The sequence below is a fragment of the Nannocystis pusilla genome (genome assembly GCF_026626665.1).
Lineage (GTDB): Bacteria > Myxococcota_A > Polyangia > Nannocystales > Nannocystaceae > Nannocystis > Nannocystis pusilla.
Genome location: NZ_JAPNKE010000002.1, coordinates 4,750,128 through 4,765,653, shown reverse-complemented (window position 1 = coordinate 4,765,653; position 15,526 = coordinate 4,750,128). Strand labels below are relative to the sequence as shown.

Annotated in this window: 10 protein-coding genes and 1 pseudogene; 3 read left to right on the top strand and 8 right to left on the bottom strand. The window is 73.8% G+C overall.

Annotated elements, in window-relative coordinates; translation table 11 throughout:
* Nucleotides 1-223: 223 nt before the first annotated feature.
* Nucleotides 224-463, bottom strand: coding sequence for a hypothetical protein (locus OV079_RS20950; protein WP_267770630.1), 240 nt, complete (start codon nucleotides 461-463; stop codon nucleotides 224-226).
* 50 nt (nucleotides 464-513) lie between these two features.
* On the opposite strand from OV079_RS20950, the pseudogene OV079_RS20945 reads away from it, so the two are divergent.
* Both OV079_RS20945 and OV079_RS20940 read left to right on the top strand, forming a co-directional pair.
* Nucleotides 514-2,037: pseudogene (locus OV079_RS20945) on the top strand (serine/threonine-protein kinase); the annotation flags it as partial.
* Between the two features lie 9 nt (nucleotides 2,038-2,046).
* Nucleotides 2,047-2,607 carry a hypothetical protein gene (locus tag OV079_RS20940; RefSeq protein WP_267770629.1) on the top strand — a complete coding sequence of 187 codons (561 nt, stop codon included), beginning with the start codon at nucleotides 2,047-2,049 and terminating at the stop codon, nucleotides 2,605-2,607.
* Nucleotides 2,608-2,916: 309 nt separating this feature from the next.
* Here OV079_RS20940 and OV079_RS20935 read toward each other — a convergent pair whose 3' ends face one another.
* The 4 genes from OV079_RS20935 to OV079_RS20920 all read right to left on the bottom strand — a co-directional run bounded on the left by OV079_RS20935 (nucleotide 2,917) and on the right by OV079_RS20920 (nucleotide 9,816).
* Nucleotides 2,917-3,693 (bottom strand): ketopantoate reductase family protein, encoded by a 777-nt coding sequence (locus tag OV079_RS20935; protein WP_267770628.1) that lies wholly within the window; start codon nucleotides 3,691-3,693, stop codon nucleotides 2,917-2,919.
* Between the two features lie 49 nt (nucleotides 3,694-3,742).
* Complete coding sequence (locus OV079_RS20930) at nucleotides 3,743-5,857, bottom strand: choice-of-anchor L domain-containing protein (RefSeq protein ID WP_267770627.1); 2,115 nt, start codon at nucleotides 5,855-5,857, stop codon at nucleotides 3,743-3,745.
* A 192-nt stretch (nucleotides 5,858-6,049) separates the two neighbouring features.
* The gene (locus tag OV079_RS20925) at nucleotides 6,050-7,450 is read right to left on the bottom strand and encodes a vWA domain-containing protein (RefSeq protein WP_267770626.1); all 1,401 of its coding nucleotides are present in this window, start codon (nucleotides 7,448-7,450) and stop codon (nucleotides 6,050-6,052) included.
* Between the two features lie 143 nt (nucleotides 7,451-7,593).
* Nucleotides 7,594-9,816 carry an RCC1 domain-containing protein gene (locus OV079_RS20920; RefSeq protein ID WP_267770625.1) on the bottom strand — a complete coding sequence of 741 codons (2,223 nt, stop codon included), beginning with the start codon at nucleotides 9,814-9,816 and terminating at the stop codon, nucleotides 7,594-7,596.
* Between the two features lie 173 nt (nucleotides 9,817-9,989).
* On the opposite strand from OV079_RS20920, the gene OV079_RS20915 reads away from it, so the two are divergent.
* Nucleotides 9,990-10,769, top strand: coding sequence for a hypothetical protein (locus tag OV079_RS20915; protein WP_267770624.1), 780 nt, complete (start codon nucleotides 9,990-9,992; stop codon nucleotides 10,767-10,769).
* Nucleotides 10,770-10,841: 72 nt separating this feature from the next.
* Here the strand turns inward: OV079_RS20915 and OV079_RS20910 are convergent, their stop codons facing one another.
* The 3 genes from OV079_RS20910 to OV079_RS20900 all read right to left on the bottom strand — a co-directional run bounded on the left by OV079_RS20910 (nucleotide 10,842) and on the right by OV079_RS20900 (nucleotide 15,512).
* On the bottom strand, nucleotides 10,842-13,292 hold the full coding sequence (locus OV079_RS20910; protein ID WP_267770622.1) for an aminotransferase class V-fold PLP-dependent enzyme: 2,451 nt from the start codon (nucleotides 13,290-13,292) through the stop codon (nucleotides 10,842-10,844).
* Between the two features lie 313 nt (nucleotides 13,293-13,605).
* Nucleotides 13,606-14,211, bottom strand: coding sequence for a c-type cytochrome (locus OV079_RS20905; RefSeq protein WP_267770621.1), 606 nt, complete (start codon nucleotides 14,209-14,211; stop codon nucleotides 13,606-13,608).
* A 692-nt stretch (nucleotides 14,212-14,903) separates the two neighbouring features.
* Nucleotides 14,904-15,512, bottom strand: a complete 609-nt coding sequence (locus OV079_RS20900; RefSeq protein ID WP_267770620.1) for a hypothetical protein — start codon at nucleotides 15,510-15,512, stop codon at nucleotides 14,904-14,906.
* Between the last annotated feature and the right edge of the window lie 14 nt (nucleotides 15,513-15,526).

Here is a 15,526-nt window from a genome sequence, read left to right as displayed (position 1 = left end):
ACGGGGCGATCACCGCCCGCAACATCCGCTGGAGCGACGCGGGCGTGGCCCGCCTGCTCACGGCGCCGCGCACCGACGACGACGCGCCCGACGACCGCTCGCCGCGCGCCGACCTGGCCCAGCTCGGGCGCACCTTGGCGGCGCTGATGGACCACGACGACCTGGCCGAGCCGGTGCCCGAGCCGCTGCGGCGCGTGCTCGAGCTGGCGGCCGACGTCGCCGGTCACCCGCAGCTCCGCGCCGACGAGCTGCGCGCCGCCTGGCTGGCCGCGGGCGTGGAGGTGTGGCCGTACAAGCTGGCGGCGACGCAGCCGGTGCTGCGGCCCGAGCCGCAGGTGTGGCCGCCGGCGCCCGACCTCGCGCCGGCGCCGCTGGGGCAGCCGACGTGCAGCGACGCCGGCGACGTCAGCTGCAGCGCCTCGGCGCCGCCGCGGCTGTTCGCGCGTCGGCTCGAGCTGCGCACGCTGCTCGGGCAGGGCAAGTGCGGGCAGACGTGGCGCGCATCACCACGTCCTCGGGCGCGACGTCGCGGTCAAGATCTTGCCGCGCACTCTGGCCCGCACGCCGGTGCTCGCCGACCTGTGCCGCGAGGCGATGGCGCTCGACAAGCTGACCCACCGCGCGTTCCCGCGGATCTACGAGTGCGACTACAACGACGACGGCTCGTGGTACCTGGTCGAGGAGCTGATCGACGGCGAGCCGCTGGCGCGCACGATCCAGCGCGGGCCGATGGAGCCGCTGGCCGCGGTCGAGCTGGTGATCGAGCTGGCCGAGGCGCTGCAGGACGCGCACGCCCGCGGGATCCTCCACGGCGACCTCAGCTTCACCAACCTGATGCTCGAGCGCAGCCTGCCGCCGCGGGCGCGCATCATCGACCTCAGCGAGTGCCGCTTCCTCGACGCGTTCTACGCCCGCACCGACCAGCGCTACGCGCCCGCGCCGCGCCACCGCGGCGACGACGGCCGCGCGTTCGGCCACCCCGGCTTCGCCGCGCCCGAGCTGTCCCGCGGCGGCGCCAAGTCGGAGCGCAGCGACGTCTACTCGCTCGGCGCGGTGCTGTTCATGCTGATCACCGGGGCGCAGATGCCCAACGCGGTGATCCGCGAGCTGCTGGCCGCCGAGCCCGGCGAGGGCGCGGCCCGCCTGCGCGAGCACGTGGTCCGCGCCGCGCCGCAGCTCGAGGACACGTTCCTCGCGGCCGACTTCCAGGACATCCTCGCCCAGGACCCCGCGCTGCGGGTCGCGTCGATGACCGCGCTGCTCGAGCTGCTGCGGGCCGAGCACGACGCGCTGCGCAGCCTCCACAGCGATCGCGGCGAGCGGACGGCTCCGCCGGCCACGACCGGCTCGCGCCCGCGCGCGGCGGCGCCGGTGGGCGCGGACGCGGCTGTCTGGAAGGACATGTCCCCCGAGGCAGCCCGGCGGCCGCGCGCGCGCGCTGGGCTGGGCGTCGGCGCTGGCGCTCTCGGCGGTCGCAGTGGCTGGCTTTTTCGCCATGTCCTTGCGGACAGATTCGGAGGCGCCCGCGAGCCGCAGCCCGCCGGCGCCGGCGAAGCCCGCCCCGCCGGCCGAGGCGCCGCGCAGCGAGGCCCCCGCGCCGGAGCCGACCCGGGCCCGGGTGGTCGCCGCGGTCGAGGCCCTGGCGCCGCGCCTGCGCGCCTGCCCGGGGGCGCCGCGGCGGCTGGTGCTGGCGCTCGAGGTCGGCGGGCCGACGCGGCTGCTCGAGGTCCAGCACCTGTCGGTCGACGACGACCATCCGCTCGACCGCTGCATCCGCGAGGCGGTCGGGTCGCTGCGATTCGCGGGCGCGCCGGTGCGCCACGCCCTGACGATCGACCTCGGAGGTTGAGCCGGGCGCAGCGCCGCCGGCGCCGAGGTCGACGCGGCAGCGAGCGGAGCCACCGTGGGCGCGAGGGGCGAGGGCGGTCGACGATGACGCGACGCGAAGCCGATGTCGTCGATGCTCCGACGCGCGCGCATGCAGACGGCGTCGAGCCGCGCCGCCGGAGCAGAACGGCGAGCGTCCGCCGGCGTTGAAGCGAGGGCATGGATGACGACGGACGCGAGCCGCTGCGCACGTTCGCGGTCGCCTCGTTGTGGTCGATCGTCAGCGCGTTGCCGTCGCTGGTGCTGCACGCGCTGGAGCTCCCCAGGATCGAGGGCGACACGGCCGACGCCGGCCCGTTGATCCTCTCCGGCCTGTGGTTCTTGTGCGGCGGGCTCACCTCGCCGGCGCTGGGGCGGATCCTCGGCGCAGTGCCGGTGGTGAAGGCGTTGCCCCCGGCCGAGCGCCGCCTCGACCACCTCCCGCCCGCGGGCGCGCTGCTGGTGCGCGAGGCGGCGACGATCCGCGGCCAGCTCGACGCCCTGCGCTTCGACGAGGCGCTGCAGCGGGCCTGGGAGCTCGCCGGCGAGGTCGACCGCGCCGGCCCGGAGGTCCGCGCGGTGCTCGAGGCGTGCGGCGCCTCGTTGCAGGCGGTGCGCGAGATCGCGGCCGCCCGCGCGGGCTCGGCGATCCCCGGTTCGCGCCTGCGAGGCCGCCTGGACGCCGTCCTGGCGGAATTCGAGCGCGCGCTGAGCTCGCCGCGCTCGGGGCTGTTCCGCTGAGCGCGGGGCGGCGGCGAAATCAAATGTCCCGGGGGACATGTCCTCGCGGACCGACGAGAAAACTTGCGTGGTGGTCGGAAGGACATGTCCTTGGAGACATGTTCGAGCGCGCGGTCGGTGTCCTGGGCGCTGGCGCTCGTCTGTCGCTCGGGTCAGGTCGAGTCGCGGCGACGACCCCGCCCGGCGGGGCGCGGGGCGGGCCTGTCTCTCGGGTCAGGTCGAGTCCGCGCGCGCGCCGACCTCGCGCCGCGGTCGCCGCGGTCGGGTGGCGACCCGAGCCTTGTCCGGCGCGAGCGCTTATCCTTCGGGTCAGGTCGTCGCCGGCAGCGCGCCGGCCTCGCGCAGCAGGGTGATGTGGGTCGGCGTCGGGACCTGGTGCGCGGCCGCGGCGGCGACGAACCAGCCGTTGCGCCACGACCAGTCCTTGACGGCGCCGCGGTAGCTGGCGATCGCGCGCGAGTAGGCGCGCAGGCGCTGCAGCAGCGGGGCGGCGTCGACGTCGACGCCGAGGGCGGCGCGGCCGACGGCCAGGAACTCGTGGACCAGGGCATCGAGGAGCTCGCCCTGGCGATCGAGGACCTCGCCGACGGTGCAGTCGAACCGCTGGCACAGGAGGCCGAACGCGCAGTTCCAGATCAGCTTCTCGAGCATGGCGGCGGCGAAGGCGTCGCGGGCGACGACCTCGGCCGGCAGGTCCATCGCGCGCAGCCAGGTCGCCAGCGACTCGGCGTGCGGGCCGGTCAGCACGCTGGTGCCGCCGGGCTCGATCGCGGCGCCGCGGCGCGGCACGGCGAAGTAGAGCAGGGCGCGGGTGCTGTCTTGAAGGCCATGTGCGAACAGCCAGGGCTCGAGGACCCCGTTCTGCACGAACACCAGGTCGGGCCGGCGCGCGGCCGGGACGCGGGCGAGCGCGGCGTCGAGGCCGGCGTTGTCGACGGCGACGACGACGGGCTCGCCGACGGGGCCGTCCAGCGCCTCCCAGCCGGCCTCGCGGGTGACGAGGGCGACGGGGATCGGGCTGCGCGCGGCGAGGGCGCCGCCGACGCGGCCGGCGCCCAGGATCGTGACACGTGACAGGACGGGCACGGCGAGCGGAACGTACGCCCGATCGCCGGGGCTGTCGAGCCGGGCCGGCTCAGTTGGGCTGGACGCCCGGCTGCGAGGCCTGGACCGACCAGACCCAGTCGTCGAGGAGGACCAGCGAGTCCCACTGACCGTCGGCGGTGTCCCAGATGGCGAAGCGGATCTCCATGACCTCGCCGCCCTTGACGTTGCCCGACATCTTGAGCCAGCCGGTCGCGCCGCCGGTGTGGTAGTTGCCCTCCTGGCAGTAGTCGAAGCCCGCGTCGGCCTGGAAGCCGGTGCCGGCGATGCCCTGCGTGCCGGTGCAGTTGTTGTAGTTGAACGGGGTGCCGTAGCAGCCGACCTGGCCGTTCTGACACTGCGTGAACAGGCCGGGCGCCGCCTTGGCGATGTTGACGCCGACCGGGAATTTCTGGTTGTTCGGCGCGTTGTAGATGGCGATGTTCTTGTCGTTCGGGTTGCCGGCGGCGGTCGAGTTGACGAGGCTGACGAACAGGTCGTTGAAGGCCGTGCACACGTACTCGGGCCACTCGGCCGAGTAGAAGTACATCTGCACGTTGAACGACTTGGCGTTGGTCGGCACCCGGATCCGCAGCTTCAGCATCGCGCTGTCGTTGGCGCCGTTGCTCTGGGCGCCGGGGCAGCCGGGCGCGTTGGGGAACTGACCGCCGTTGGCGGCCAGCCAGTCGGCCGGGGCGTTGCTGTTGGCGCCGTTGATCTTGCCGGGCTGGAAGTCGGCGTACGGCGGATTCACGTCGTTCTGGTCGGCGGCGTTGCCGGTCGACAGGACCGCCAGGCGCGCGTTCTGCTGCGGCAGGACGTTGTTGCCGAAGCCGGGGCGGATCGACTTGGCCTGCGAGTCGATCGCGCCGACGCCGTCGGCGCGGGTGAGGGTGCCGGAGATCACGCCCCACTTCTTCTGGTTCTGCGGCGGGTTCTCGGTGGTGGTCTGACACAGGTCGATCGCCTTGGCGTAGTCGAGGGCGTTCGACGAGTTGCTGGTCAGGTTGGCGTCGCACGAGGCGACCGGGTTGTCCTTGGTGCCGTCGCAGTCGTCGTCGACCATGTTGCCGCCGACCTCGAACGCGCCGGGGTTGACGAGCGCCGGGTTGAGGCAGTTGGGCCCGACCTCGTCGCAGCAGTCGCCGCCGCACACGGTGTAGCCGTCGCCGTCGGCGTCGGCGTCCTCGTCGACCTGGCTGTTGCAGTTGTCGTCGAGGCCGTTGCTGCAGATCTCGGTCGGGTTGGGCGTCACCTCGCCCATGCACGGGCCGTAGCCGGTGCCCTGCGGGTTGCAGGTCTGCAGGCCCTCCTTGCAGATGCCGACGCCCTGGGTGCCGTCCTGGCCGGTGTAACAGGCGGTCTGCGTGCCCGGGTCGCACTGGCACGGGCCCTGGTTCTCGCAGCCGTTGCCCGGGTCCTTGTCGCAGTCGTTCCACGGCGCCTTGCAGGACGCGAGGCCGCACTGGGCCATGACGCACGAGGCGTTGCCGTTGGGCGGCACCGGGCAGGCGTTGCCGCAGGCCTGACAGTTGGCGGTGTCGACCAGCAGGTCGACGCAGCTGTTGCTGCAGCAGGCCAGGCCGTCCTGACACGGCTGCATGTCGTTGCAGCCGGGCATGCACTCGCCGGCGTCGCACACGGTGCCGAGCGGACAGTCGCCGTCGCCGAGGCAGCCCTTGCAGGTGTTGCTGCCGACGTCGCACTTGGTCGGGGCGTTGCAGTCGGTGTCGTCGTTGCAGCCGGGGACGCAGCCGTTGCCGTTGGGATCGCAGAACTGTCCCATGGGACAGTTCGCCTCCTCGCACGGCATCGCCATCGTCGTCGAGGTGCCGGGGTCGGTGGTCGAGGTGGTGCTCGGGTCGGGGCCGGTGGTGTCGACGGTGGTGGTGCCCGGGTCCGTGGCGGTCTCGGGCGTGCCGGTGGTGTCGGTGGTGCCCGTCTCGGTGGCGACCGAGCTGGTGCCGGGCTCGGTCGGCGTCGTCGTGGTCGTCGGCTCGGTGTCCTGCGGCCCGCTGGTCGACGAGACCTGGTTGGTGGTGGGGTTGTTCGCGGTCGTGACTTGCGAGGTCGGATCGAAGGACGAAGACGGCTGATCGTCGCCGCAAGCCGCGAGCAACACGGCACACGACGCCAGCGCCACGAAGTCGGGGCGGAGTTTATGCATTCCAGCCACCCTACCAGGGTCGCGGCTAGGCATCAATCGCGCCCGCGCGGGGCGACCTGCGAAGCGCCGCGCACGGCGAAGCCCGCGGCCGGGAGGCCGGCGGGCTCGTGCCGGTGGCGGCAATCCGCAATCGACGATTGCCCGCGCGAATGACGGCACCGGGCTCGGCTGCCCGGCCCGACGGGCGGCGCGTCAGCCGGGCTTGCAGTAGTACTCGACGCCGGCCTCGCCGGTCTGCTTGAGCGAGTTGCAGGCGGTGCCGCACAGCTCGATGGCGGTGTACGGCGGCGCGGGCTCGACGTACTTCCAGCCGTTCTCGTTGGCGCAGTCGGTGATCTTCGGCACCTCGACGTCGCCGATCTTGACCTTCGTGAACTGCGGGAAGCCGGGCTGGTCGTTGAGCGCGATCACGCAGCTCTGGGCGTCGCTGACGATGGCGTTGAGCGCGGCCTGCAGCTCGACCTGGTTGTCGGCGCTGTAGAACTTCTCGGGGCCGGGCTTGGCGGTGCCGCCCGAGGTCGCCAGCTCGTTGAGCTTCTGGTACGGGTTGATGTTGTCGGGGCTGCCGTCCATCTGCACCGGCGAGACGGCGTTGGCGATGGCGATGCCGATGACGTAGGTCGGGATGCCGTCCTGCGTGAAGGCGTTGCCGACCAGGGTGTGCAGCGACTGATCGTAGTCTTCAAACAACGGCGGGGGCGCCTTGCCGGTGGTGCAGTTGGCCGCGCCGTCGGTGATGAGCATGATCGCCCGCGGGATCATCGGGTCGAGCGACTTGAGGTGGTTGAGCGCCGCCAGCACGCCGGCCTGGGCCGGGGTGCCGCCCTTGATGGTGTTGTTGTTCTGCGCCGGCAGGGCGTTGAGGATCGGGTTCTTGTTGAAGGGGGCGACCGGGACCTCGACGTTGGCGTTCACCGGGCAGGCGCCGACGACGTAGGTGTCGACGGCCTGCTTGTTGGGGAACAGGTTCATGCCGAAGTTGAAGTTGCCGTTGAAGGCGGTGAGCACCTGGTCGACCACGGCGTAGAGGCTGAACCAGCGGCTCACCGTCGGCGTGTTCGGGTTGGCGTCGTGGTCCCACAGCGACAGCATCGAGCCCGACTTGTCGAGCACCAGCATGACGTTCGGCACGACCGGGGTGAGGACGACCTGCATCTCGTTGCAGGGGATGTCCTCGGTGGTGGTGCCCGGGTCCGTGGTGGTGGTCGTGGTGGTGTCGGTGGTCGAGGTGCTCGAGGTCGTCTCGTCGGTGGTGCTCGAGGCGGTGTCGGTGCTGGTCGAGGTCGTCGTCTCGGGCGGCTCGGTGGTCAGCGTGTCGGTCGCGGTCTCGGTGGTGCTCATCGTCGCCGTGACCATGCCGGTCGAGGTGCTGTCGGTGGTCGACGTCGGCACGCCCGAGCTGTCGCTCGTCATGCCCATGGTGCCCTCGGTGGTGGTCGGCGGGGTGCCGGTGGCAGACTCGCTGCCTTCGGAGGTGCCGAGCGTGTCCAGCGTCGTCGGCTGGGTCGACATCGTCGTCTGCGAGGCGACGCCGGTCTGCGAGGTTTGCGTGCCGTCGTCACCACAGCCCACGACGAGGCCGATCGAGGTCATCCATACGAGAGGAGCTTTGCGTGCCATAATTTTCACCGCGCGAAGAAGTCGAGCCGATCACGACTATCGCCCGGCGACGACGCGCCTTTCAAGCGCGCGAGCCACGGTGATTTCGCCGCGTCAGCGCCGCACTGAAGGCGAGTTCATGGCAGCGGAATCGCGCGGGGTTTGGTGACGACGTCCCACGTGCGAGGGCGCTGCGGCGACAGCCCCGCGCCCCGACAGACGACGCGCTCGCCGTCGCCGCTGCACGCCCCGTGCGCGCCGACGGCGAGCACCTCGGCCGGCGCGTCGCCGACGAGCTCAGGCGCGAATCGACCGCCTCCGCCCGCGCCGTCGCCCCAGCAGTGGACGCGGCCGGCCTGTCCGATCGCACAGGTCGCGTCCTCGCCCGCCGCGACCGCGCGCGCGGGCCCGAGGTCGGGCACGCGGGTCGGCGCCGCGCGATCGGCCCGCGAGCCGTCGCCGAGCTGTCCGAGCATGCCGTCGCCCCAGCACACGACGTCGCCGCCGCGCCGCAGGGCGCAGGTGTGGAGCCTGCCGGCCGCGAGGGCGACCGCGTCGTCGAGCCCGCGGACGGCGACGTCGGCGTCGCGAGACTCGGTGGTGCCGTCGCCGAGGCGACCGCTGTGATTGGCGCCCCAGCAGCGGACTTTGCCGCTGGCGTCGCGGCTGCACGCGTGCGCGGCGCCGACGACGAGCTCGACGGCGCCCGCGATCGTGCGCTCCTGCGCCAGCGGTGCCTCGGCGAAGGCGTGCCAGCACACCACGGCGCCGCCGCGCCGCAAGGCGCAGGTCCGGTGCTCGTAGGCGGCGAGGTCGACGACGTCCGCGAGGCCGGCCACGGGGCCCGGGCGCGCTCGACTGCGCGTGTCCACCGGCGGCAGCGGCAGCGGGCCGGCGTGCTCGTCCACCGGCTCGCCGCGCGGGACGCCGCGCCCGGCCAGCTGGCCGAAGGTGTCGTCGCCCCAGCACATGACTGTTCCGCCATGTTCCAAAGCGCAGGTGTGACGCGCGCCGACCACCAGCTCGCGCACGCGGCCGAGGCCCGGCACCGCGGTCGGGGCGTCGCGCCGGGCCCGGGCGCCGTCGCCGAGCTGACCGTAGGTGTCGTCGCCCCAGCACCAGGCGCCGCCGTCGTTCCAGGCGCAGGCGTGGACCTGGCCGACCGCGAGGCCGGTGGCGGCGATCGGGTGGACCGCAGGCGGGACGGCGGTCGCGGGCGGGCGCGGACCGGCCTGGGCGAATTCGTCGTAACCCCAGCAGGCCACCTCGCCGCGCTCGCGCCGGACGCAGGCGTGCGCGGAGCCGACGGCGAGCTCGACGACGTCGGCGAGCTCGACGACGGGGCCGGGGCGATCGCGGGGGCGCTTGCTGCCGTCGCCGAGCTGGCCGTCGCGGTTCTCGCCCCAGCAGGCGAGGGCGCCGGTGCGCCGCAGCGCGCAGGCGGATTCGCCGCCGACCGCGGCGCTCACCGCGTCGTCGAGGTCGACCACCTCTGCGACCCGCGGGCGCGCCACGGCGATCCCGTGAGGGCTGCGCGCAGGCTCGCGGGTCGGGGGACGGCCGTCTCCGAGCTGTCCTTCGGAACCTGTCCCGATGCACAGGACGTGACCGTCGCGGCCGACGGCGCACAGGTGATCGCCGCCGGCGGCGAGGCGGACGGCCCCGGCCAAGGCGGGCAGCTCGGCGGCGGCGGTGTCGTGGCCGTCGCGCAGCGGATCGGCGCCCCAGCAGGTCACGTCGCCGCCGGCGCGGGCGCAGGCGTACGAGTCGCCGAGGACGACGGCGTCGGCCGCGGGCACGCCGGGGACGGCGGTCGGTCGCGCGAGCGCGGCCTGGCCGGGGCCCGACTCGCCGCGGTAGTTGGAGCCCCAGCACAGGACCTTTCGGACATGGTCGATCGCGCAGGTGTGCGAGCCGCCGGCGGCGATGGCCCGGGCCCGCAGGCCGGCCACCGGGCTCGGCCGCGGGCGCGTGCCGAGAGCGCCGTCGCCGAGCTGGCCGAGCGAGCCGTCGCCCCAGCAGAGGACGTCGCCGCCGCGCCGGAGGGCGCAGGTGTGCCAGGTGCCGGCGGCGAGGGCGACGACGTCGGTGAGGCCCGGGACGCGCGTGGGTTCGCTGCGATCGCGGCGGTCGCCGAGGCCGAGCTGGCCGTGGGCGCCGTAGCCCCAGCAGTAGACCTCGCCGCGTTGCAGGGCGCAGGTGTGGCCGACGCCGAGCGCGAGCGTGGGACCGGCGGCGGTGATTTCGTCGCCGTCGCGGTCGCCGACGGCAGGCGGCGTACCGGCCGGCTCGCGCCCGCGGTCGGCGCAAGCCGGCGTGAGCGCGAGGAGCCAGCCGAGGCCGAGGCGAAGCGTCTTCATCGCGCCGACGATAGCCCACGACGTGCGGGCGGGTGCGAGCGAGGGCGGGTCGCGTGGGTCGGGTCGCATGAACTTTGGGACATGTATGGGGGGACCGGCCGGCGCGCGCGGAACGTGGTACAGTAGAGATGATGGGGCTTCGGGGCGGACGCGCGCGGCTGGCAGGGTGCCTGGTGGCCCTGGGCGGGTGCCTGACCGAGAACCCGGCCTACGACGGCGTGACCGGCTCGACGAGCGAGCTGGTGCCGGCCTCGACCGCGGAGCCGGGGACGAGCACGAGCACGAGCACGAGCACGACGACGACGACGGATACGAGCACGAGCACGAGCACCGGACCGGTGACGACGGGCGTGCTCGACGGCGAGGACACCAGCACCGGCACGACGATCGCCCTGACGACCGGCGACACGAGCACCACCGGCGGCGCGCCGTCGACCGCCGAGCTGCACCACTACGATCCGGCCAACTGCGTCGAGCCGCTGTGGTGCTATGGCGCCGGCAACATCTGGAACGGGCTCGACGGGGAGATCCGCGGGGCGGAGTGCTTCGACGCCCCGGTCCCGCCGCCGTACCGGGTGCGGCGCATCGACTACACCCTGGTGTCCGTGTCGGGTCAGGCGCGGGTGCGCTTCCAGATCCGCTCGGCCGACCTCCAGCAGGTGCTCTACACCTCGGAGTCGCTCGGGCTGCCCGTGAGCTCCGGGTCGCTGCAGATCTCGGAGCCGCAGCAGCCGGTGATCGAGACCGGGCGCTTCTGCGTCGGCTTCGTCGGCGGCGACGCGAAGTCGACGATCGGCTTCGGCGCCGATCCGTCGTCGCTTCCGTCGCCGCAGCAGAGCTACTTCGGCTCCGACGCCTGCGACGAGGCCGGCCTGCGCGACGTCAACCTGTTCACGCCGGAGGTCGACCCCCACGGCGCGTGGTGCCTGGGGGCCGAGATCGCGGCGCTGTGAGCGGATGTCTCTCGGGGCATGCTCCCAGGGGCATGTCCGAATGGACATGGCCCGAGGAGCATGTCCGCCAGGTCATGTCTGACAGGCGGCGTTGGCCCGGCTGACCGCCGAGGCCTCGCCGGGGTTGGGCGCCAGGCGGGCGCGCAGCTGGCCGAGGTCGCCCTGGAGGAACGGGTTCTGCCCGGCCTCCTCGCCGATGGTGGCGCGCCCGCGGCCCTCGAGGTCGTGCAGCGGCCACACCTCGGTGTGCGCGGGCAGGCCGCGCAGGCGCAGCAGGCTGGCGGCGAGGGCGGCCGGATCGCCGCCGAGGTCGCAGCCGCCGGTGCCGCCGAGCCACAGAGTGTCGCCCGTGAGGACGCGGTCGGGCAGGAGCAGGCACAGCGAGTCGGGGGTGTGGCCGGGGGTGTGCCACACCTCGAGGGCGAGGTCGCCGAGGGTGATGGTGTCGCCGTCCTCGAGCGGCCGATCGACGCACGGGGCGGCGGCGGCCCGGTGCATGGCGATCTCGCAGCCGAGCAGGTCCTTGAGCCGCTTGGCGCCGGAGAGGTGGTCGCCGTGGGTGTGGGTGTCGAGGACGAGCTCGAGGCGGAGGCCGTGGCGCTGCAGCTCGGCGAGGTAGCGGTCGACCTGGTCGCGCCGCGGGTCGACGAGCATGGCGGCGCCGCTGCGGCGGTCGGCGACCAGGTAGGAGCGCGTGGGGCCGCTCGGGTTGAGCTGGGCGAACAGCATGGCGGCGCCCGGGTCGGTGTCGACGTGGGCCGGCGGGCTCGGGGCGTCGGCCTCCATCCAGCGGTCGTTGCAGCGGCCGGCGAACTCGGCGGTGACGCCGGCGGCGCGGACGCGGTAGCGGCCGACCCATCGCCTGTCCCGAAGGACAGCCACGGCCTCGATCAGGCGATCGACGTCGGCCTCGTCGTTGTAGAGGCCGAACGAGGCGCGCACCGCCCCGGGCGCGCTGCCGGGCTCGGGGGTGGCGCCGCCCTGGCTGGCGAGCAGGCGATCGACGTGGACGTGGGCGCAGAAGCGGCCGTTGCGGACGGCGATCCCGCGCTCCTCGCTGAGCACCGCGGCGGCCAGCGGATCGGAGACGCCGGCGACGTTGAAGCTGAGGACGCCGAGGCGCGCGTCGGGATCGTCGGGGCCGTAGAGGGTCACGCCGAGGGCCTTCATGCCGGCCATGGCCCGTCGCGTCAGCGCGAGCTCGTGCTGGCGGACGTGGGCCATGCCGATGCCGTCGAGGAAGCGCAGCGCCTCGGCCAGGGCGAGCACGCCGCCGATGTTGGGCGTGCCGCCCTGATGGCGGTCGGGGGCGCTGACGTACTCGACGCTGTGCGGGCCGACGCGCGAGGCCGTGCCGCCGCCGGGCAGGTAGGGCGGGGCGGCGTCCATGATGCCGCGCGGACCATAAAGGAAAGCGGCGCCGAACGGGGCGTAGGCCTTGTGCCCGGCGGCGGCGAGGAAGTCGAGGTGCTCGGGGTCGCCGGCCGGCCTCACGTCGATGCGCTGGTGCGCGAGCAGCTGGGCGGCGTCGACGAGGATCAGCGCGCCGTGCTCGTGGGCGAGGCGGGCGATCGCGTGGATGTCGGGCATCCAGCCGGTGACGTTGCTGGCGCCGGTGACGGCGACCAGCTTGACCTGGTTCTGCCGCAAGAGCTGGGCCAGGTGGTCCATGTCGAGGCGACCGTCGGCGGTGATCCGCGCGCGCAGGACCGGACCGCGGTTGCGGTGCGGGAGGTCGTTCGAGTGGTGCTCGAGCTCGGTGACGACGACCTTGCCGGGCAGCCCGGCCATGACGTGGGCGGCGAGGTCGACGGCCTGGGTGGTGTTGCCGAGGAAGACGACGCAGTCGCGCTCGAGGTCGCCGCCGATGAAGTCGGAGACGACGTAGTAACACTCGTCGAAGTGCTCGGTGGCCTTGCGCGAGAGGAGGTGGGTGCCGCGGTGGATGTTGGCGTACTCGCCGGCCATGAAGCGGGCGTAGCGATCGAGCACGGGCTCGGGGGCGTGGGTGGAGGCGGCGTGATCGAGGTAGAGGAGGGCCCGCTCGCCCTCGCCCATGACGGGGACCTGGCGGCCGACGATCGGGAAGGCGGCGCGGATGTCGGCCCAGGTCGGGGTGCGGGCGCAGGCGGCCGCGGAGGGGCGAGCGCAGGAGGCGGGCGCGAGCGGGAGACCGGCGCCCTGCCAGGCGAGCAGGCCGCCCTCGAGGTACTGCACGCGGCTGTAGCCCAGCAGCTGCAAGACGTCGGCGACGAGCACGGCGCGGTGGCCCGAGGCGCAGACGACGGCGATCGCGGCGTCGAGGTCGGGCAAGATGTCGGCGGCGAGCTTCTCGACGAGGCCGCGCGGGACGTGCAAGGCGCCGGCGAGGGCGCCGGTGCCCGCGAACTCGTCCGGCTCGCGCACGTCGAGGACGACGCTGGGATCGCCAGGCTGAGCGCGCCGCACCGCGAGCTCGGCGGCGGTGACCCCGGAGACGCGGGCGCGGACGCGATCGACGAGCTGGTGGTAGCTGAGGCGCATGGCGGCACGCTACATGACGGTCGTCGCCCGTGAAAGCGCGAGGTCGCGGCCGCGCCGACGCAGCAGGCCGCGGAGCGGAGTTCTGACGCCGATGTGAGCGCGCTCCTCCGGCGGCGCCCTCGCGGCGCGCGGCGAGCGGCCACGTGCAGCTGCGGTCGCGCTGGCGTTCGTGAGGTGGCGGCGCGGGCGCGGCCGGGCGGGTAGGAGGCGCTCAAGATGGCTTCATGGACATGTTCTTGAGGATATGTCTTGAAAGACAGCAACGAGCGAAGCGCGATGGACATGCTCTAAAAGGCATGTTCATCGGGACATGTCACTGCGGGCGGCCCTGGGCGATCCAGGTGTCGACCAGTTGAATGTCGGCCAGGGGCACGGGCGTGAGGCCGAGCGGCATGCCGCGCAGCTCCGGCGCGGCGCCCTCGACCTCGGCGTGGCGCGCGAGCATGTGCGCGACGATCCGCGGGGTGCCGTCGGGCAGCGGCGCGAACACGCTGCGCCGCTGGCCGTCGTCGCCGACGCTGCCGGAGGAGATCCCGATGTACGAGGCGAGGTCGAGCCGCCGCGGGGTGAAGCCGTAGCCGCCGCTGTTGCCCGGGCCGCCGTCGCCCCGCGCGTAATCCGGATCGGAGTGGCAGTGCCAGCAGGTCTTTTGGAGTTCGGCCTCGACCTCGGCCCAGGTGACGCGGCGCTCGAGGATCGGCAGGCGCCGGACGGGCTTCGGGGCGGGGAGGGGTTCGAGCGGGACGTCGGTGAGGTAGGCGGCGAGCGCCCGCGCGTCGGCCTCGTCGAGCGGGATCTTCGGCATCGGCGTGCCGGGCTTGTGCCGCGGCGGATCGAGCAACCAGGCGACGAGCGCGGTGGGGCGCATGCGCTCGCGCGTGAAGCGGAGGTCGGGGGCCTGCGCCAGGCCGCGCTGCATGGGCGTCGTCGAGCGGGACGGGCAGCCTGGCCGCCGGGGCGATGGGCGGCGCGCCGGTGAAGCGGTGACACAGGGCGCACGACTTGTCCTCGAACAGGACGCGGCCGCGGGCGAGCTCGCCGGGCGGAGGCGCGGCGAGCTCGGCGTCGGGGATCAGCGCGGCGGCGAGGTCGGCGGCCTCGGCTGTCCCGAGGGACAGGCGCGGCATGGTCGAGTTCAGGCCCGGTCGCAGGTCGTGGGGGGCGTGCAGCCATTCGGCGAGCCAGGTCCGGCGGAAGCGGTCCGTGCCGCGCAGCGCGGGCACGTCGGTGAGGTGGGTGATGTGGCCCTGCCACTCGCGCAAGGTCTCGGCGGGGGCCGGGAACTGGCCGGCGAGGATGTCCTGGTGGCAGCGCACGCAGTGCTTCTCGAGCGGGGCCGGCTCGCGCCCGGGGAGGTCGTGGCAGCGCGCGCACTCGAAGCGGTCGATCAGCGCGTGGCCGCGCGCGACCGCGGCCGGGTCGGCGGCCGGCTCCAGCGCGACTTGCGGGAGCGCAGGTGGGGTCGCCGGGATGTCGTGAGGGACAGGGTCTTTGGAGCCTGGCCCACAGGACATGTTCAACGAGACAGCAATGACCGCGACGGCGAGGCGGAGCATGGGCGGCGTCAGGCCTGCTCGGTGACGTCGCACTTCACGCCGCGCGCGCGCATCTTCACGCAGCGCTCCACGGCCCGCTTGCTGGTCTCGCCGTCGCCGCGCTCCTTGCTGAGCTCGGCGAGGAGGGCCCAGCCCTGCGCGGTCGGCATGAGGTCGCCGTCGCCGAGGCGCTTGAGCAGGTCGTGGGCCTCGGCGCGGCCGCTGGTCTGGCGGGCGAGGGCCTCGGCCAGCTCGGCGGTCTGCGCGGGGAGGGCTGGTCTCCGGCCTGCAGCCGCAGGGCGAGCACGGCCCAGGCGATCGCGGCGTCCTTGCGGCTCTGCGCGGCGCCGCCGAGGTCCATGCCGATGGCGATGTCGCCGCCGCTGCGCGCGACCGCGAGGGCGAGGATCCGCTGGGCCCGCCCGTGGAGGTGCGCGCCGGGGCCCTTCATGTCGGCGGCGAGCGCCTTGTCGCCGAAGGCCTCGCGGATCGTGCTCACCGCCTTGCGGTGCTGGCCCTTGGCGAGCAAGAGCTCGGCCTTCTGGACGTACTCCTGGCCGCTGTCGACGAGCCGGCGCACGGTGTTGCCGCAGGCGTCGGCGCGGTTCGGCGGGCCGAGGGCGGCGGCGGTGACGACCAGGGACAGGGCGAGCGCGAGTCGAGACATGGCTGACCTCGAAGACATGGTGGAAAGGACAT